This window comes from Actinobacillus minor NM305, from assembly GCF_000175195.1.
GTDB lineage: Bacteria > Pseudomonadota > Gammaproteobacteria > Enterobacterales > Pasteurellaceae > Haemophilus_A > Haemophilus_A minor.
The window spans coordinates 13,345-31,810 of sequence record NZ_ACQL01000112.1 but is presented as its reverse complement, the minus strand read 5'-3'; the positions used below and the strand labels follow the sequence as shown (position 1 = coordinate 31,810).

At 38.6% G+C, this 18,466-nt stretch carries 14 protein-coding genes; 4 read left to right on the top strand and 10 right to left on the bottom strand.

The window, feature by feature from the left end:
- From AM305_RS12780 to putA, 3 genes are all read left to right on the top strand, one after another.
- Positions 1–1,215 (top strand): YadA family autotransporter adhesin (locus AM305_RS12780; RefSeq protein WP_005825191.1); only part of this gene is annotated, 1,215 nt, incomplete at its 5' end.
- A 270-nt stretch (positions 1,216–1,485) separates the two neighbouring features.
- Positions 1,486–2,994 (top strand): sodium/proline symporter PutP, encoded by a 1,509-nt coding sequence (gene putP, locus AM305_RS09015; protein WP_005825190.1) that lies wholly within the window; start codon positions 1,486–1,488, stop codon positions 2,992–2,994.
- Between the two features lie 108 nt (positions 2,995–3,102).
- Positions 3,103–6,711, top strand: coding sequence for a bifunctional proline dehydrogenase/L-glutamate gamma-semialdehyde dehydrogenase PutA (putA, locus tag AM305_RS09010; RefSeq protein WP_005825189.1), 3,609 nt, complete (start codon positions 3,103–3,105; stop codon positions 6,709–6,711).
- Positions 6,712–6,757: 46 nt separating this feature from the next.
- On the opposite strand, the gene AM305_RS09005 is transcribed toward putA, so the two are convergent.
- The 3 genes from AM305_RS09005 to AM305_RS08995 are packed head-to-tail and all read right to left on the bottom strand — an operon-like array spanning position 6,758 to position 8,735.
- Positions 6,758–7,087: a hypothetical protein gene (locus AM305_RS09005; protein ID WP_005825188.1), complete on the bottom strand. Its 330-nt coding sequence runs from the start codon at positions 7,085–7,087 to the stop codon at positions 6,758–6,760.
- Positions 7,050–7,646, bottom strand: a complete 597-nt coding sequence (locus tag AM305_RS09000; RefSeq protein ID WP_005825187.1) for a hypothetical protein — start codon at positions 7,644–7,646, stop codon at positions 7,050–7,052. Before AM305_RS09000 ends, AM305_RS09005 begins: the two co-directional genes overlap by 38 nt.
- A gap of 12 nt (positions 7,647–7,658) precedes the next feature.
- A complete protein-coding gene (locus tag AM305_RS08995; RefSeq protein WP_005825186.1) occupies positions 7,659–8,735 on the bottom strand; it encodes a hypothetical protein in 1,077 nt (358 codons plus the stop codon).
- 127 nt (positions 8,736–8,862) lie between these two features.
- Here AM305_RS08995 and AM305_RS08990 point away from each other — a divergent pair, with 127 nt between their 5' ends.
- Positions 8,863–9,264, top strand: coding sequence for a helix-turn-helix domain-containing protein (locus AM305_RS08990; RefSeq protein WP_035294374.1), 402 nt, complete (start codon positions 8,863–8,865; stop codon positions 9,262–9,264).
- A 54-nt stretch (positions 9,265–9,318) separates the two neighbouring features.
- Here AM305_RS08990 and ptrA read toward each other — a convergent pair whose 3' ends face one another.
- The 7 genes from ptrA to fabA all read right to left on the bottom strand — a co-directional run bounded on the left by ptrA (position 9,319) and on the right by fabA (position 18,355).
- Positions 9,319–12,276 carry a pitrilysin gene (gene ptrA / locus AM305_RS08985; RefSeq protein ID WP_005825184.1) on the bottom strand — a complete coding sequence of 986 codons (2,958 nt, stop codon included), beginning with the start codon at positions 12,274–12,276 and terminating at the stop codon, positions 9,319–9,321.
- Positions 12,273–15,530: an exodeoxyribonuclease V subunit gamma gene (gene recC / locus AM305_RS08980; protein WP_005825183.1), complete on the bottom strand. Its 3,258-nt coding sequence runs from the start codon at positions 15,528–15,530 to the stop codon at positions 12,273–12,275. The genes ptrA and recC overlap by 4 nt, the downstream gene beginning before the upstream one ends.
- A gap of 48 nt (positions 15,531–15,578) precedes the next feature.
- Positions 15,579–15,893: a DUF5374 domain-containing protein gene (locus tag AM305_RS08975; protein WP_005825182.1), complete on the bottom strand. Its 315-nt coding sequence runs from the start codon at positions 15,891–15,893 to the stop codon at positions 15,579–15,581.
- The gene (locus AM305_RS08970; RefSeq protein WP_005825181.1) at positions 15,883–16,533 is read right to left on the bottom strand and encodes a DUF2572 family protein; all 651 of its coding nucleotides are present in this window, start codon (positions 16,531–16,533) and stop codon (positions 15,883–15,885) included. Before AM305_RS08970 ends, AM305_RS08975 begins: the two co-directional genes overlap by 11 nt.
- On the bottom strand, positions 16,533–17,240 hold the full coding sequence (locus tag AM305_RS08965) for a hypothetical protein (RefSeq protein ID WP_081453552.1): 708 nt from the start codon (positions 17,238–17,240) through the stop codon (positions 16,533–16,535). The genes AM305_RS08970 and AM305_RS08965 overlap by 1 nt, the downstream gene beginning before the upstream one ends.
- Positions 17,200–17,721: a pilus assembly FimT family protein gene (locus AM305_RS08960; protein ID WP_005825177.1), complete on the bottom strand. Its 522-nt coding sequence runs from the start codon at positions 17,719–17,721 to the stop codon at positions 17,200–17,202. The genes AM305_RS08965 and AM305_RS08960 overlap by 41 nt, the downstream gene beginning before the upstream one ends.
- A gap of 103 nt (positions 17,722–17,824) precedes the next feature.
- A complete protein-coding gene (gene fabA, locus AM305_RS08955) occupies positions 17,825–18,355 on the bottom strand; it encodes a bifunctional 3-hydroxydecanoyl-ACP dehydratase/trans-2-decenoyl-ACP isomerase (protein WP_005825175.1) in 531 nt (176 codons plus the stop codon).
- Between the last annotated feature and the right edge of the window lie 111 nt (positions 18,356–18,466).

Sequence of the window (18,466 nt, the reverse complement as noted above, 5' to 3'; positions counted from 1 at the left end):
CAAGGTCTTCAAGGCTTAAAAGGTGATCGTGGTGAGAAAGGCGAACGTGGCGAAAAAGGTGAAACGGGTGCTAAAGGTAAAGACGGTTCCATCATAGAAGTTTCTAAAAATGGTGACACCACCACTATCAATGTGAAAGATTCCGAATCTAATACCGTAACTTCAACCGCTGAAGTTAAAGATGGCGCTAAAGGCGACAAGGGTGAGCGTGGAGAAAAAGGAGATAAAGGAAATGATGGCACAGGAGGTTCTGGAGGTACACCTCAAGACAGCATATCGGAAGAAAATGTCATTGCCGGCAATAATATCCATGTGGCAGAGAAGAAAGACAAAAATAGAACAGGGAAGGATTTTATTGTTTCTTTGAACGATCAAATTACACTCGGACAAAAAGAAGATGGCAGTCTTGAGATAAAAAATACAGGAGACAATACGCGTATAGCAATCAGAAATGGAACCATCAGCATTACAACCGCAGATGGTAAAAATGCGGTAATTACTGTTGACCAAGGGGCACCAACTGTTTCTGAACGAGATAGCGATAAACAAGGTATCGAGCGCATTACTTATGTTTCTAAAGATCCATCGGGCAAACCAACTAAACGGGAGCTGGCAACAATGGATGATGGCTTAGTTTTTGCCGGAGACAGTGGTGAAAACTCGAAAAATACACTAGGTAGCACACTTACCATTTCTGGAGGAGAAACAAATCATACTAAATTGACTAATAAACCAAACATTGGTGTACACTCAAATGGAAAAGGTAAACTTTCTGTTAAATTAGCAAAAAATATTGATTTAACCAAAGAAGGAAGCCTGACTATTGGCGACACAACCGTGAATAATACTGGTGTAACCATTAAAAACGGACCGAGTATCACAAAATCAGGTGTGAATGCAGGTGGAAAACGTATCACTAATGTTGCTCCGGGTGTAAATGGTACGGACGCGGTGAATGTAAATCAGCTCAATAAAGTAAATGCACAAGCAAGGGCTGGTATTGCTTCTGCCGGTGCGATGGCAAGTTTGCCTCAAGTTTACCAGCCGGGAAAAAGTGCGGTCATGGCAGCAGCAGCCAACTATCGAGGTGAATCGGCTTATGCCATCGGCTATTCACGTATCTCAGATAACGGCAAATGGATTATCCGTTTAGCAAGTAGTGGTAATACCCAAAACGATTTCATGATCGGTGGGGGCACTGGATATGTTTGGTAACTAGTACTCAATACATTTATAAGCCTTAAGTAAATGCTTAAGGCTTTTTTTGCAAAAATTTCTTGGAATTTTACCGCTTATAACTTTGTTTGAAGGTCATTTTTTCACAAAAAATGTTAAGTAGATCACAAATTTGTTAAAAATTTGTTACCTGAAGATAAATTTTGTCCTAAACTCAATCAAAAATCATACCACAAAGAATTATTCATCATTTTGTCTTGTTGCTGTGCCTAGTCGCATTGTCTATTTTCTATCTAAAGGAGTATGCCTATGTTCGGTTTAGATCCCACCACCACGACATTTCTGATTTACATTATCGTGATGATCTCGATTGGCTTTATTGCTTATCGTTTTACTAATAACCTTTCCGACTATATTTTAGGTGGTCGGAGTTTAGGCAGTTTTGTTACGGGCTTATCTGCCGGAGCATCAGATATGTCCGGTTGGTTATTGATGGGCTTGCCTGGGGCTGTATATGCCGCTGGTTTGGTTGAAGGTTGGATTGCCATTGGTTTAACCATCGGCGCTTATCTTAACTGGCTGTTTGTTGCAGGGCGGCTACGTGTGCATACCGAATATAACGCCAATGCGCTGACTTTGCCGGATTATTTCCATCACCGTTTTGGCGATAAAACGAAAATTTTAAAAATTGTTTCTGCCGCCATTATTCTTTTCTTCTTTGCCATTTATTGTGCCTCTGGTGTGGTTGCCGGTGCGAGATTATTTGAAAACCTCTTTGGTGTACCTTACGCCACGGCATTATGGTTTGGAGCTTTAGCTACTATTGCTTATACATTTATTGGCGGCTTCCTTGCCGTGAGTTGGACGGATACCATTCAAGCCACGTTAATGTTCTTTGCTTTATTTTTAACGCCGATTTTTGTGCTTATTCATCTAGGCGGTTTTGAAGCAACGCACAATGCCATTATTGCGGCTGGCGAAGCTGCAAGCAAAGACTTTACTGATTTATTTAGCGGTACAACTTTTATCGGTCTGCTTAGCTTATCAGCTTGGGGATTAGGCTACTTTGGACAACCACATATTTTGGCTCGCTTTATGGCAGCAGATAGCGTGAAATCTATTCCTCATGCCCGTTGTATCAGTATGACGTGGATGATTATTTGCTTATTCGGCGCAGTCAGTATTGGTTTCTTTGGTAAAGCCTACTTCTTCGCTACCCCTGAACAATCTTCGATCGTTAATCAAAACGGCGAACAAGTTTTCATTGAATTATCACGCGAGTTATTTAACCCGTGGATTGCCGGTGTATTACTTTCTGCCATTTTAGCGGCAGTGATGAGTACGTTAAGCTGCCAATTACTCATCTGCTCTAGCGCAATTACCGAAGATTTCTACAAAGGCTTTATTCGCCCGAATGCGAGCCAAAAAGAACTCGTTTGGCTTGGTCGTTTAATGGTACTTGCGATTTCTATCTTGGCAATCGCCCTTGCGCAAGATCCAAACAGTAAAGTTTTGGGGCTAGTATCTTATGCTTGGGCAGGCTTTGGCTGTGCTTTTGGACCGGTTGTGATCCTTTCATTGCTTTGGAAACGAATGAATGCACAAGGTGCAATGGCTGGAATGCTAACCGGTGCTTTGGTTGTGGTCTTCTGGAACGACCTTGTTCCGAACAGCGGTATCTATGAAATGATCCCTGGCTTCATCTTAGCCTTTATCGCCATTATTGTTGTTTCTGCAATAACACCTGCTCCAAAAGCGGAAATTATCGAAACCTTTGAAAAAGCAGAAAAAGCTTACGATGAGGCAATGCAAAAATAACGCAAAAGCGGTTAAGAAAATAACCGCTTGAAGCCCTCAAAAAAGAAACAAGCGGGTAAATTACGCACCTTTTTTGCAAATAATTAAAGTATAAAACAGGAGAATGTTATGTCAGCCACATCTCAATATCACTTACTCCCTGCAACCGGTATTCGCCCGACCATTAGCGGACATTACCGTGTTGATGAGGAACAATTAGTCAAACAGCTTATGGCACAAGCTCGTGTTGATGAACACGCCGCTTCAATTAAAGAATTAACAAAAAAATTAGTCGAAAAAGTCCGAAATGAACGCCAAAAAGCGAGCGGTGTCGATGCGTTAATGCACGAGTTTTCTCTTTCAAGTGCGGAAGGGATTTCCCTAATGTGTTTGGCTGAAGCGCTCTTGCGTATTCCGGATAAAACCACCGCCGATAAACTTATTCGAGATAAAATTGCCAAAGGCGACTGGCGTTCTCACGTGGGACATAGTCCTTCTCTCTTTGTGAATGCGGCTGCCTGGGGCTTGGTTATCACGGGGAAATTAGTGGCGCATCATTCAGAAAATGACCTCTCTTCTGCGCTCTCACGCATCATTGCGAAAGGCGGAGAACCTCTTATTCGCAAAGGTGTGGATGTCGCAATGCGCTTACTCGGCAAGCAATTTGTAACCGGAGAAACTATTGAAGCGGCTCTCAAACATAGTGAAGCTCGCTTCAGTAAAGGCTTCCGCTATACTTACGATATGCTAGGCGAGTCTGCCTTTACCCAAGAAGATGCCCAACGCTATTATGACGACTATGTTGCTTCAGTTCACGCAGTGGGCAAAGTATCACGGGGAATGGGCGTTTATAACTCTTCAGGCGTATCAGTTAAACTCTCGGCAATTCATCCTCGTTACAGCCTAGCACAGCACAAACGTGTAATTGATGAGCTCTACCCTCGCTTGAAATCGCTTTTCTTATTAGCGAAACAGTATGACATTGGCTTAAACATTGATGCGGAAGAAGCAGATCGTTTAGAAATCTCTCTCGATTTAATGGATCGCTTGCTGACCGATCCTGATCTTGCTGGTTTTAATGGCATCGGTTTCGTGGTACAGGCTTACCAAAAACGCTGCCCTTATGTTGTGGATTACCTCATTGAACGGGCAAGAGCCAATAATCGTAAACTGATGATCCGCTTAGTAAAAGGGGCATATTGGGATAGCGAAGTAAAACGCTCACAAGTGGATTGTGCCGAAGGCTATCCGGTCTTTTCTCGTAAAGTGCATACCGATTTAAACTACATCGTTTGTGCGAAAAAATTGCTTGCCGCACAAGATGTGATTTATCCACAATTTGCGACCCACAACGCACAAACTTTAGCGACCATTTACCATTTAGCGCAAGGTAAACGTTTTGAATTCCAATGCTTACACGGTATGGGCGAAACACTCTACGATCACGTTGTCGGCCCGAAAAACCTCAACGTACAATGTCGCATTTATGCGCCGGTTGGCTCTTACGAAACCTTACTTGCCTATTTGGTGCGCCGATTATTGGAAAACGGCTCAAACAGCTCCTTCGTCAATCAAATTGTTGATGAAAACTTTAGCATTGACGATTTAGCTCGAGATCCGGTCGATAAAGCCAAAGAAACCGAAGGCACAATGCATCCGAAAATTCCGCTGCCGATTAACTTATTTGGTGACCAACGCCCAAATTCCAAAGGCTACGATTTAACCGATGCAATTCATCTGCGTGATTTAGAAAATCAACTCAACGCACTCGCACCACAACAATATCGTGCCGTACCGCAAGTGGTTGGGGTAAACCATTACAACGGTGAACGCCGCTCAATTCACAATCCGGCAAATCAATTAGAGATCGTGGGCGAAGTTATTGATGCAACAGGTAATGATGTTGCCACCGCATTTGATGTTGCCGAACAATTCAAAGCTGAATGGCAAAACACAGCGCCTGAAACACGTGCAACGGCTTTAGAAAAAATGGCAGATTTAATGGAAGCAAATATGCCACAACTCTTTGACTTAGCGGTGCGCGAGGCAGGCAAAACCTTAAATAATGCGATTGCCGAAGTGCGTGAAGCGGTCGATTTTTGCCGCTATTATGCAAGAGAGGTTCGCCTAAATCCGGAAGGCTACCGCCACCCTCGTGGTATTGTCGTCACCATTAGCCCGTGGAACTTCCCACTGGCGATTTTTGTCGGCGAAGTCTCTTCTGCGCTTGTTGCCGGTAACGTTGTCTTAGCAAAACCGGCGGAACAAACGTCATTGATGGCGCATTATGCAGTCGAGCTCTTCCACCAAGCCGGCATACCGCCACAAGCGTTGCAATGTCTGCCGGGTAGCGGAAAAGTCGTAGGAACGGCATTAGTTACCGATCCTCGTGTAAATGGCGTGATCTTTACCGGCTCAACCGATACCGCCAAAAACATTAACCGCAATTTGCAAAAATCTCCGCAAATCGTACCGCTTATCGCAGAAACCGGTGGTCAAAATGCGATGATTGTAGATAGTTCTGCCCTCGGCGAACAAGTGGTGGCAGATGTGTTGAACTCCGCCTTTGACTCCGCAGGGCAACGTTGCTCCGCATTACGTGTGCTTTATTTACAGCGTGATGTTGCCGATCATATTCTCAAAATGTTGAAAGGAGCGATGGCGGAATTAAAAGTAGGCAGACCACAAAATCTGAATACTGATGTTGGTCCGGTGATTGATAAAGTGGCTCAACAACGTCTTCTCAACCACATTGAAGAAATCAAAAAAGTGGCGAAATCGTGCTACCAAGTACCGATTGATCCGGAAGTGGCAAACAGCGGTATTTTTGTGCCACCAACGTTATTGGAAATCGATCATATTAGCCAATTAAAACACGAAGTATTCGGACCGGTATTGCACGTTATCCGTTTTGATGCCGAAAAATTGCCGCAAGTAATGGCAGAGATCAACTCAACCGGCTTCGGTTTAACGAGTGGTTTACATAGCCGTATTGACGAGACCGTTGATCTCTGGCTTAACACCATTCACGCAGGCAATCTCTATGTAAACCGCAATACCGTAGGGGCGGTAGTCGGCGTACAGCCATTTGGAGGAATGGGCTTATCCGGCACAGGTCCGAAAGCAGGCGGGCCTCTTTACTTACAACGTTTAGTAAACCGCAACGAGTGGACACTCAACGGCTTAACCGGCGGAAAAGCCATTAACATAACTGAGTTGGAAAATGCGGTAAGAGCGGTACTTTCCGGCGAAGAGCTGCAGAAAGCACTGGCTTCTATCAGCGAACTTGCACAAAAATCACCGCTTGGTAAAGTCTTCAAAATGGAAGGCATTACCGGCGAAAGCAACTATATGGTTTTAGAAACTCGCCCACTGGTTGCCATCGGTAAAGGCTCGCTCGCTCAACAAATACAAGCACTTATCGCCATTGCCGTTTGCGGAGGCAGAGCGGTTGTCGAACGTGAGAGTGAATTGGCAAAATACACCACGCAATTTAAAAACGTTTTGATGATGGTTGCCGATTTTAATGATGTGGATAACCTTAGCGTCCTAGTTGTGCTTGATCCACTTTCTCAAGAGGAAAAAGCCCACTACGCTGAACGAAAAGGCGCGATTTTGACTTATATCGAAAGCCTTGCTTTAGCGCAATCATTACTCCCACTCGTTCACGAAAAATCCATCAGCATCAACACCGCAGCCGCCGGCGGTAATGCGAGCTTGATGAGTGAAATGGATTAACATCTCATAAAAAAGAAGAGCAGAAGGTGGCTTCTGCTCTTCTTTTTTATTTTGACAAAATATGAACATCATCTTTCTTAATTTTAAATGTAAAGATAACTTCATCTTGATAATAAACTTTCTCGACAAGAGAAAAGTGTTTCAAATCTACAACGATAGATTCAGATTGCTTTTTTAAATATTTTGCTAATTGTGATTTAGCTCTAATGCTAGCAATACGATTATCTCTAGCATTATTTACTTTATCGATCTTTATTTGGATAAAATAATATTCTTCTCCAGATAAATTTCTAAGATTAACACTATTAGCTAAAGCAATGGTTGAACTCAAAAGCAGACTAAAAATTATCGTAGTTTTTAACTTTCTTAATTTCACGTCCACTACCACTATCAATAGTTTCTTTTGATGAACTACCTAAAGAACCTGAATTATCTTCTTTCAATCCTTTATTGAGAGTGTCTGCTGCCTTCATTGTTTTAGGACTTAAACCAACCTCAACTTGAACATATTTTTCATCTTTATTAACATCTGTTTTTGTTGCAATAACACCTTTTAATAAAGCTTCTGCAGAGTTATGGATGTTTTCCGTATAAGTGTTGATTGTTTCCCTAATTGCCTCTTTTGATTTTCCGGCTGTATTTGTCATTGATTTTTCAATGGAACTAATCACTTCTTCTGAAGATACCCTTTCACTAAGAAATTTAGCAATATTTGCTTTTGCTCTCATTTGCGCTTTTTGTGTTGCAGTACGAATATCTTTGCGGTCGCCAAATTCTAACTCAGCTTCTCCAGTAGATCTAATGCGTGCAAATTCACCGTTTTCATCTACCTCATAATTAACACCGGTTACACTATCTATATTTTCTACATTCTGAGCGAATGCAGAAAAAGATAAAAACATACTAGCTAAAATGACATATAAAGTCTTTTTCATATAAAACTCCTATTAATTAGAAAAAGATAATTTCAGATCTTTTATATTAAGAATTTCTTCTTTGGTTAATTTAAACATTAAACTTAGTTTGGCTTTCCCTGAAGAAAAACGGATCGATGCACCATCTGAACTAGGTAGTAAAACATACTGCAATCCTCGAGTTCCACCCCCCTTATAAAGATCCTCACCAGTACTTGTATATTCAATAGAATCTATATAACTGTTTGCCTGAAAACGTATTTCTTTAAAAACATCGGTATTATCAATTAATTCCATTTTAATTACGTTATAATTTGAGAAAACATTCTTATTAAGTAACCTATCTCTTATAATTCTAGCTTTATCAGAGAGATTATATCTCCTCTTAAATTCCTCACCAGGATATCCAATACCCTTATTTTTATTTAAATCAAACTCATATGCATGGATTCGACTTGAATTTTCCTCTTCTTTAGCTTCTTGGAGTAATCTACGAAATCCATCTAAGTATTCTTCCGACGGACTCACCTCAATATCTAACTTTAACGGGAAAAGTCCCTCTTTTTCATCTCTTTCTGACGGGGTAAGTGCTTTTAGCTTTCCTAAGATTTTTAGTTCAACCAACTCTTTCTTTTCTTCATATGGAGAAAAAAGAAGTTCTGTTACTAAATTCTCAAAATCATTTTCTGTATTCTTATTTTGTTCTACTTTATCAAAGTGATTTAAAACTTCGTTTAAAGTATCTTGATCAACAGCATTATTCACAACCGAGATTTGCATTTCTTTAAGTGCAGCTATTAGTTTTTGACTTTCAATATCAACAGAGACTTTTACTAAATATCCATCGCCTTGCTTTTCTTGCGAAAGAATATTAATCTTTTTGATATAAGCATTAGAATAACTAACAATTTTCTGATTAAATGTCTCATTCGTGAGCTCTTCTTTATTCACAATAAATTCGCCAACGCTGAATTTTATTGCATTAGAAATAGCATCTCGTTTTGCAATCTCTGAACTATCGCCAAATCCTTCTGCTTCAAAAATTTTAGCGTTAGCAAATGACATTCCGGCTAACAATATGCCGGTTAATAAAGCTTTTTTAAATATCATCTTAATATACCAAGTTGAAGAAATTTATGAGGATTTATTATGCCTCAGTGTACGATTATGCTACAATCAACAACCAGTAAACATCACTTACCCAAAAACTATATCAACCTACCTAAAAAGTAACATTATGAAAACACACGAAAAAATCCGCCAATTAAGAGAAGCTCGTCAATGGACACAAGAGGAAATGGCAACAAAATTGAGTATGTCTACCCAAGGTTATGCCAAAATTGAGCGTGGGGATACTCGCTCTAATTTAGATAGACTAGAACAAATCTCCGAAGTGTTTGGAATTGATATGGTTGAATTATTATCCTTTGGGGAAGAGGGGAAAATAAGCTTTAATAATTCTGCAAACAATAGCACCTTTAATAATGCCTGTTTTGCTATTACTGGGGGCGATCTCAATCTTGAAATTAATCGACTACAATTAATTATTTCTCATAAAGATGAAATTATTGAAACATTAAAACGTGAAAACAATTTATTACAAGAAATAAATAACCTTTTAAAAGATAATAAAAAATAGGGCTAATTATTTAACCCTATTTTTCGGTGGGCAAGGATGCCCACCTAACAAATTTTACTCATAAAACTTCAACTGAAATTCTTTTTGTAAATTTTCAATATTCTCAATATTTTCAAATCCACTTAATACTGCTGTATCGGTTGATTTTGTTTTCGTGCCGAGTGCTTGGCTCACGAGAACTAAACCTTTTTGGTCGATGACCGTATCTTGGTAGAATTTCACAATATCCTGCTTCGTGAGCTGTTTAACCGCTTCAATGGTTTTTTGTCTGTAATCAAATCGGTTATTCAACAACGAGAAGTCGTAAGTAAAGAGGCTAAACTCTTGGCTTAAAGACTCCGGTTTGCGGGTTAGTTTGTTCAACAAACTCTCTTTAAATTGGTTAAATTCAGCCTCGCTTAAAGCGGTCAGTTTTTCTAAACTTTCTGCAAAAAAGCGTTGGTTATGTTCCATAATCCCTTTAGGCGAAGTATTTGGGCTTTGCACCATAAAGCGTAAGCCGGAGGTTGTGCCAATGCGTCCGTTGGTCGCATAAACCACATAACCGAGCTGTTTGTTGGTGCGAAGATCATCAAAATACCAGCGAGAAATCATATCCTTTAAGAAGAGCGCTCGCACGTAGCTGTCCATCTCTGCGTAATCTTTCGCCATAAAAGCGATAGATAAGGCGTTATCTTCATTCGGCACATTTTTCACAACATTGAGCTTGCGTGAACTTTGATTGATGTCTAAATAACGATATTTTGCCAATGCCGTATTTTTATTTTGGATTACTTTCGTTACTTCTTTAGAGAGGTCTTTCACTTGTTGATCCGATAAATTCCCCACCGATAGCACTTTTAGCCCTGTGGCTTGTGAAAGCAGTTTTTCACGGATTTTTTGAATATCCGCTAACGTGATTTCCGCAATCATTTTGCGCTGTTTGTCTTCCTCAAAATAAGGGTAACTTGCAAAATTCGCAAAGATTTCATTCGCTTGATTTAAGCTGTTTGCGGTTTTCTTACCATCAAGCGCTTCAATCAATCGTTGCTTAGCCTGCGCAAGGAATTTTTCATTTAACTCAAATTGGCTAAAACGGGTTAAATAATCCACGATCAATTTAGGTAAATGCTGAGTATAACCTTCCGTTTGTAGCGTCATTCCATTTGCCGATGTGTTAATTTCTGTATTAATGCCGGCAACGGAGGCTTGGAAATTCAACTGCGTTTGCGCCAGATTATTCATATAACTTAAAATCGTAGCGCTAATGCTCTCTTTCAAATCATCGGTTCTTGGCATAATAGAAAAATTAAGAGCAATGCGTGCTTTCGGATCTTCACTGAAATACTGGCTTGCCATCGCATAAATTCTTTCGCCTTGCGCCTGCGCGACTAATTCAGGCACTTCTCGTTGTTCTTTTTTGATCAGCGAAAAATCTGTAGCGAAATAAGGGTTTAACGCCGGTAAGTTAATTGAAGGATTTTGACTGAAATCCAGCCACTGTTTTTTCTGTGCTTCTGTGATTTTCTCAATTGCATAACCTGCTCGATAATAAGGCGAGAATTTATCGGTTTTAGCATTTTCTTCAACCAATAAAATACGTGCGTTATCAAGTGTCATTGCTGATAGCTTCTCTTCAATAGCTTTTGTATCCATTTGTTCAGCTAGATAACTTTCATCAAGCAGATGTTCGGTCGGATAAAAGAGCATTTTTTCTACCAACGTCTCGATATAAGTGCTATCTTTTTCGACCTGTAAATGGGTAAACTCTTGTTTTAGGCTCTCTCTTAGTTCATTAAAATAATTTTCTTTAATGCCTTCTTTTTTTACTTTTTCAATTTGCTGAAAAATGAGAGAAATAATTTTATCTTTTTCTTTTAACCCTTTTTCAGTGAGTGCGACATAAAACGTAAACTCACCACGATTACGGCTAAAATTAGGATCGCTTTGTGCCTCAATACCACTATCGGATAAGCCTTGTTTGATTAAATAATCAGAAAGTGTTCCTTCGGTATTATTGCTAAAAATATAAGCGAGGTATTCGCCTGTTTTATATTTAAATTTATCTTCATCATTTGGCATATCAAATGAAATGGATAACAATTTTTCAGGCTGAAGTGGGTTGTAATGAATAATAACGCCCTTATCTTCATTTCTAAATAACGGCACATTGACTTTAGGTTTTTTGAGCTGTTTATTTTCCATTTTACCTAAAGTCTTTTCTGCCAATTTGGCTAATTGTTCAATAGATTGATTAGAATAAAGTACCGCTTTAAATAAATTGGCTGAATAATATTTCTGATAAAAGGCAATCAGCTCATCTTGTAATTTGCTGTTTGGTTTATCGGAAAGCGTTTCATTATTCCCAACGGCAAATTTTGTCATTGGGTGAGCGGGGTTTGCAGTGGCAAGGTTTACGCTATGCAATAAATAGCCATCATTCGATTTCGCCCGTACCATTTCTGCATTCACGGCATTCACTTCTTTCTTGGCATTGCTTTCAGAAAGTAGTGGAAACGCCAAGGTATCTGCAAAGCGAGCAACCGCTTCGTCAAAAGCATTATTATTCACTTCAAAATAATAAGCCGTTCGATAAGGGGCGGTTGAAGCATTGTTATAGCCGCCATTTTCATTCAAGAATTTATCAAAGCTATTCGTTTCAGGATAATGCTTTGACCCCATTAAAATCATATGTTCCAGATAGTGAGCTAGCCCTTGCTGGGTGATAGGGTCTTCCATCGAGCCAACCGGAATAGCTGCCGACATCAAGGATTTATTCGCTTTCTCATCTGAAATAAGCAACACTGTCATACCGTTTTTCAGGGTAATCGCCTGGTATAACGCTTTATCATTTGGGCTTTTATTGATTGTGGTTTTAATCAACTCAAAGCCTAATGATGAACCGGCGATTTCCGTGACATTAGCGGTCGGATTTTCCATATTTTTTGCTAATGTCGCCGGCGTTATTTGTGTCGCTAATAAAAAAGTGTAAATCGCATAGCGAATGGAACGATTTATTAAAGTTTTCTTCATTCCTCTTTTCTCCTCTTACTTTCTTGCATAAGTGCAAACCAATCTAAAGTATTTTGATGAACAGCTTGATAATCAATCAGAGATGATTGCGTTAGTATTCTTTTTAAATAACTCGCTTCATCATTTAACCCTTCAGATAATTTCACTAAACTTTGATAACAGTATTCTTCGATATTTTCTTGTGGCATTTTTTTGAAATAATTTTCCAAATCTTGAGTAACGGCTATCGTTAAAGTTGATTTATTTTTTAGAAATGCTTTAACATATATTTCTAATATTTCTTTCGCTTGTGATACTTCAATAGTCTTGAAGGTAAAATAAGTCAGTTTATCGCCCTCTAATGTATACATTTTTAAAGCAAAAGGTTTTTCTAACAGAGTTAAAATTAAGAAATAAATCCATAATTTGATGGTATCTTTATCTCGTAATTTTCCGACTCGCCATAAAACCAGTTCTTGTCCAAAAAGATTTGGTAAATTGCCAACGATTTCAACTTGCGCACATTGAAGTGAAAACGGCAAAATGTCGCTCTCCCCTTTTAAATATTCCGCCAGTTCTACTCGCATATCTTGAATTCGGTTCGTCAATTCCGTTTGAGTAAGTTTGCCAAAATTCAAAACGGGGATATTTCCTTTTAACGTTTCCTTTTCAAAAAAGGGCGATGTCATTTCACTGGATGTTGTGAGTAATTGCGCCGCTAGCTGATATTCATCAAGTTTAGAGAGTGAGAAATGTTCTGTATCTTCAATCTCATCATCTTCTTCTCGGAAATAAATGCCTAAATTGCGTGTAAAGAACTGTTTGGTTGGACTTTGAATAAAGGCAATAAGTTCATCAAGCTCAATTTCCTTCGGTAATTCATTATTTTCCGGGAGAGATTTTGCAAAAAAATCGTGAGATTCGACCGCTTGTTGCGTAAATTCAAGCCATTCTTTGTGATAAGAAACATAACCCGATTTAAAATTACGCTCACTAAATGCATTCATTGGATGTTCTTGTTCCAAAGAGAGCGAGTAATATTTCGCTAAATAATCTACGAACTGGCTTACCAGAACAGAAGGTTCTCTTTTTTCATCTTTCACTAACGATTTGCCGACATAGCTGATGTAAAAAACCTCCTCAGCAGAAAGTAGAGCTTCTAAAAAGAGGTAGCGATCATCTTCACGTCTTGCACGATCGCCTTTTCGTGGGTGATACTGCATTAAATCAAAGCTGTTAATCATCGGCTGACGAGGGAAATCTGCCTCATTCATTCCCAACAAGCATACCACTTTAAATGGAATCGCACGCATTGGAAGCAAGGTACAGAAATTCACTTTTCCTGTCATAAAATGCATCACGTGCGACTGGCTATTTAAGCGATCTTGTAAAGCTCGCTCGATGACCTCAAAAGCAACCGCTTCATCAAATTTAGCTTGTAAAACCAATGCTTCAAGTGCCTCTAATTCTTGCTGAATTAGGAATAAGGCGTCATTGCTCGCATCATTTTCTTGATACACAGCCTTAACGAGATTCTCTAACGCTTGCTTCCATGTAGAAATCGGGTGCGATTCTAAAGACAGCACCGACCAAGCGGTCAGTTTTTCAATAAATTCTGCTAATTTCCCGACACGTTCTGCGGATAATCCATAACTTTCGTTAAAGGCAATCGTGTTTTGCCAAATGCCATTTTCTTCTTTTAAGCAGCTACCTAATAACAAGCGATCTAATCCATTTTCCCAAGAGTTATAGTTTTGCCAACCATTTTCTTGCTCTATGGTTAATGTTGAGCGGATACCACTTTCTTTTATCCAATGGCGTAAACAGGTTAAATCTTCACGGTTAAAACCGAATTGTTGCCCTATCGCCTCCACTTCTAATAGATCCAGCAAAGCTTCTGCACTAAAGGTGCTATCCCTTAATTTAAGCATGACGAGAAAACTGGAAATCACAGGATCAACTTGGCTAATTTTTTGATCCGAGATTGTAAAAGGAATATAACGGTTATCTTCTCGTCCATAACGAGAAAAGACCGCATTAATGTAAGGGGCGTATTGCTCAATATCCGCCGCCATCACGATAATATCTTTTGGCGAAAGGTGCGGATTTTGCTCAAATAAGCGAAGGAGCTGATTCTGTAAGACTTCCACTTCTCGCATTGCACTATGGCAATTATGAATTTGAATGGAATTGTCGTTTTCTAACTCAAGATAGCTCGGATTATCATTATTTAAAATGGCTTGTTTTAAACGAGATAAATTACGCTCTTGATCATTTTCAAAGAAAAGTTCGATTGGCTCAGGCGAGTATTCGGCAAGTTGATCAAAAAAATCTCGCCCTTGTTTTCCCCACATTGATAACAACTGATTGCCTTGCTGAGCAAGTAATTGCTGAATTTCTGTTTCCGATAATTGCTGCTTGAGTGCCATTTTTTCTAAAGCGACATTTTCAATGCTATCGCCCCAATACATTTGACTTGGGTTTAAGAAAAATAAATGTACATCACAATACTCACTTAATTTTAAGAGTGTTGCAAATTGTGTTGTCGGGAGGGAAGAAATACCAAAAACAAAAATGCGTTTAGGTAATTTTTTGTACTCTTCTTCAATTAAATCTTCGAGCTTGTCGAAGAATTTTTGTTGCAAATAAGCACGATGAGACGTGGTAAACAACAACTCATCGTAATCTTTTCGGGTATCTTCGATGAGCAAATTCCATAAGCGGCTTTGCCAATGAACATTCTCTTGTATGCCTGTTTGATGACTCGCAGAAAAAGGCTGGCTCTGAATTTCTCTGACCACCTCTTGCCATTGTCCATTCTCCCAGTGTACAAGCCAATGAGGGCGATAAACCAAATACTGGTCAAATAAATCAGCAATTTTTGTTGCTAATTGATATAGCTTGAGTGAGTCTTGCTCTTTATCGTGTGTTAAATAAGCACGTAAACCTTGAAATTCTGGGTGTTCAAGAACAGAAGGAATAATTCGCATTAAACGCCATGTCATCACACCACGTTCAAAAATATTTTCTTTAGGGAGATGAGGAAAAAGCAAACGGTATTGCTGCCATAAGAAACTGGTTGGAAATGGGAATTCATAGTTTCCTGCAACGCCCATGCTTTCCGCAATTCGCATTTGTAGCCATTGTGCCATGCCGACACTTTGCACCAAAATGGTTTCTGGTTGGAATGGATCTTCGTTTGGATTAACCTTTTGATGATGAATGAGCATTTCGGCTAATGCCGTAAGCTGATTAGAATAATAAACCGTAAACATATAAGCCCCCTATTGAATGAGCTATTGTGCTTGAATTTACAGGGAGATTCAATTTGTTTTGCTGTTCGATTTTTTGATCGTTACCTGCCCTTGTGGATATTTTACGGTTATCGCATTCGAAGAACATTGAATATGAAATACCAACTGGTTCTGCTGAACCTGAGACTCACACGCAACCCTTGCCATTTGTAATGCAAGCTGGTTTTCAACAATCTGTAAGGCTTGTTGTTCTTGATATAGCTGGCTCTGCTTTTTTGATTGTGTTTGCAACCAAGTGGTATAACTTAACCAAATCAGAGCAAACAATGTCAATACCACCAAAAGGGAAACAAAGGTTTCCGCCTTTATTTTGTTACGGATCATTTAATATATTCCTTGTATAAGGCAATTCTCGCCAGATGGAGTATTTTTGGTCTAAATTATCAATCACACTGCGTTTAAATGTGAGATTCCGCTCTTCTCTTTCATTATCAAATCCGGAATATAATGTGCCGTAGATTTTCTTTGTGCCGGTAATATCAAAATAATCTTGCGTAATAATAATCCCATAAAAATGCTCTTCAAGCTTTTCATCAATACGATTTTGAGCAACCACAATTTTCGGATCTTGTTCGCTACTTGGCGGTAGATCTTTCAAAGAACGAATATAGTAAATCTCTGATTGGAATTTATCTAACGCCAACCAATCCTGAATATCGGTAAAAGCGATATATTTCTCTTTAGTGGGTTTCTGAATAAATAAACTCTGTTTTTCACATTGGTAGTGATATGTTATATAGCCAAGATTTTTTTCAACAAAATTCGCTTTATACTCCGCACAATCACTACCTTCAGCAAGCTGTTCTTTTAGTAAAAATTTGTCGGAAAGATACCGCTTGTAATAATAAAGCGCAGCATTTTCTTGGTTCAACCACACTTCCTTTGTCATAAAAATGAATGCCAACAAACTACTGATTAAAATAAGCGAAACAAAAAGAGCCGAGGCTTCTATCTTTAATTTCATCATAAAGTATTTAAAATATAAGTATAAGCAGTGACACGATAATTGATTTGTGGCGATTTCGCCGAAATGAGAGCGAGATCAATTTGTAAAAGTTGGTCTTGCTTTTTCCACGAAAAAGCGAGATCTGTTACCTGAAATAACTCACTGGATGTTAATTTTTTCCAACTATTTCCGCAACTACTTAAAAGGCTTTTACATTGTTCTCGAGAACAATTAATAAGTTGATTATCGGCATAAAGATAAATCTCTTTATTTTCTAATTTAAAACCAAAAATTTCTTTTGCAAGTTCCTTTGTATTATTTAACTCACCTTGAGTACAAGCGGTATTTTTTGTAGCACGTTTTCCCAAACAGCCATCATTATTTAAATCATAGAAAAAGATAAAACAACTTGGTTTTACTAAAGCATAACGCTGCCCATTTTGTTCAAAAAGAGCAAAATTGCTATCTGCTCTTGCTTGCCCTTGATAACCCAAATGTTGAATATGTTGTTGGAAGTAATTGATCAGCTGGTGTGCTTCTTTTTGTAGCAATAAGCGTTCATCTTGCTTAATCTGTGAAGCTAAAAATTGGCTATATAAGGCACTGAGCGATAAAAGTAATAAGCTCCCTAATACCAACGAAATTAATATCTCTATCAAGCTAAATGCAGAGAATCTTCCCCCTTTAATCTTTGCAGGTGCTACGTTTATTTTCCGGCATAACATAAACTCGTCCCCATTGGTCAAACTGTAAAATTTGACTCACTTTATTTCGACTGATATTGATACATTTAGATTCTAATCTTGCCGCCAAACCATCTATGTTAATAAATGATTTAGGATATAAACTTTTATTTTTTAATAGCACATTCTGATGCTGATTTTGATAAAGATAATATTCATCATTTAATACACAGCTATTTAAGTGCAAACAGTCGCAAATAATTTGCTTCGAACTAGATTTTTGAATTGCAATAATACACCAACGCTTTTCTTGACTATCTTGTGAAATAGTTAAAGAAAAACTTTTTTTGGTATAACGTGCTTTTGTTTGAATCTGATAAATAAAAGATTGAATATTCGCAATTTCTTGTTGTAATGCATATTTATCATTCAAATTAAAAATAACTGGTGAAATAAAAAAGAGAGAAATAACGAGTAAAGAAAATGTAATCAGAATTTCAATAAGAGTAAAAGATCGCAACATAGTATTTCTCTGTCATCATTTTGAGAAATACTATGTGCTTTTTTAGAAAGGATGTAAATTTGAAAAATTCAACTTTTCGAGCGTGATCGCAAAAATAAGTTACTTAGAACGCAGAAGTATCTTGGAATAAGCCCACTTTTAGGTCTGTTGCGGTATAAATCACTTTACCATCTACTTCAACCTGACCATCTGCTAAACCCATCACTAATTTGCGGTTAATGACACGCTTCATATTGATACGGTAAATCACTTTTTTTGCAGTTGGCAAAATTTGTCCTGTGAATTTCACTTCCCCAACACCTAATGCACGCCCTTTGCCTTTACCTCCGACCCAACCGAGGAAAAAGCCCACTAATTGCCACATTGCATCTAAACCTAAACAGCCAGGCATAACGGGATCACCAATAAAATGGCAGCCAAAGAATGGTAAATCAGGATGAATATCAAGCTCGGCTTCAATATAACCTTTATCAAATTTCCCACCATTTTCGAGCATGCTGGTTATACGATCCATCATCAACATGGAAGGCGCCGGAAGTTGTGGGCCTTCTTTCCCAAAAAGCTCACCTCGCCCTGAAGCAAGTAAGTCTTCGTAGCTATAATTTGATTTAATATTTGGCGTACATGTGTCCATATTTTTATCATCCTGTAAGATAAATGAAAAAGCCTGAATATCAGACCTTATTTAATATAATAAACTAAGGTAGATAGTACAGGCTTTTAAATTGGCGTACAAGTGTAAGCT

Bases quoted from the DNA above. Each gene is read 5' to 3' on its own strand.
- AM305_RS08995 (WP_005825186.1), bottom strand. From the start codon at position 8,735: ATGATATTTAAAAAAGCTTTATTAACCGGCATATTGTTAGCCGGAATG.
- AM305_RS08960 (WP_005825177.1), bottom strand. From the start codon at position 17,721: ATGTTGCGATCTTTTACTCTTATTGAAATTCTGATTACATTTTCTTTA.
- AM305_RS08990 (WP_035294374.1), top strand. From the start codon at position 8,863: ATGAAAACACACGAAAAAATCCGCCAATTAAGAGAAGCTCGTCAATGG.
- AM305_RS08975 (WP_005825182.1), bottom strand. From the start codon at position 15,893: ATGATCCGTAACAAAATAAAGGCGGAAACCTTTGTTTCCCTTTTGGTG.
- ptrA (WP_005825184.1), bottom strand. From the start codon at position 12,276: ATGAAGAAAACTTTAATAAATCGTTCCATTCGCTATGCGATTTACACT.
- fabA (WP_005825175.1), bottom strand. From the start codon at position 18,355: ATGGACACATGTACGCCAAATATTAAATCAAATTATAGCTACGAAGAC.
- recC (WP_005825183.1), bottom strand. From the start codon at position 15,530: ATGTTTACGGTTTATTATTCTAATCAGCTTACGGCATTAGCCGAAATG.
- AM305_RS08965 (WP_081453552.1), bottom strand. From the start codon at position 17,240: ATGTTATGCCGGAAAATAAACGTAGCACCTGCAAAGATTAAAGGGGGA.
- putP (WP_005825190.1), top strand. From the start codon at position 1,486: ATGTTCGGTTTAGATCCCACCACCACGACATTTCTGATTTACATTATC.
- AM305_RS09000 (WP_005825187.1), bottom strand. From the start codon at position 7,646: ATGAAAAAGACTTTATATGTCATTTTAGCTAGTATGTTTTTATCTTTT.
- AM305_RS08970 (WP_005825181.1), bottom strand. From the start codon at position 16,533: ATGAAATTAAAGATAGAAGCCTCGGCTCTTTTTGTTTCGCTTATTTTA.
- putA (WP_005825189.1), top strand. From the start codon at position 3,103: ATGTCAGCCACATCTCAATATCACTTACTCCCTGCAACCGGTATTCGC.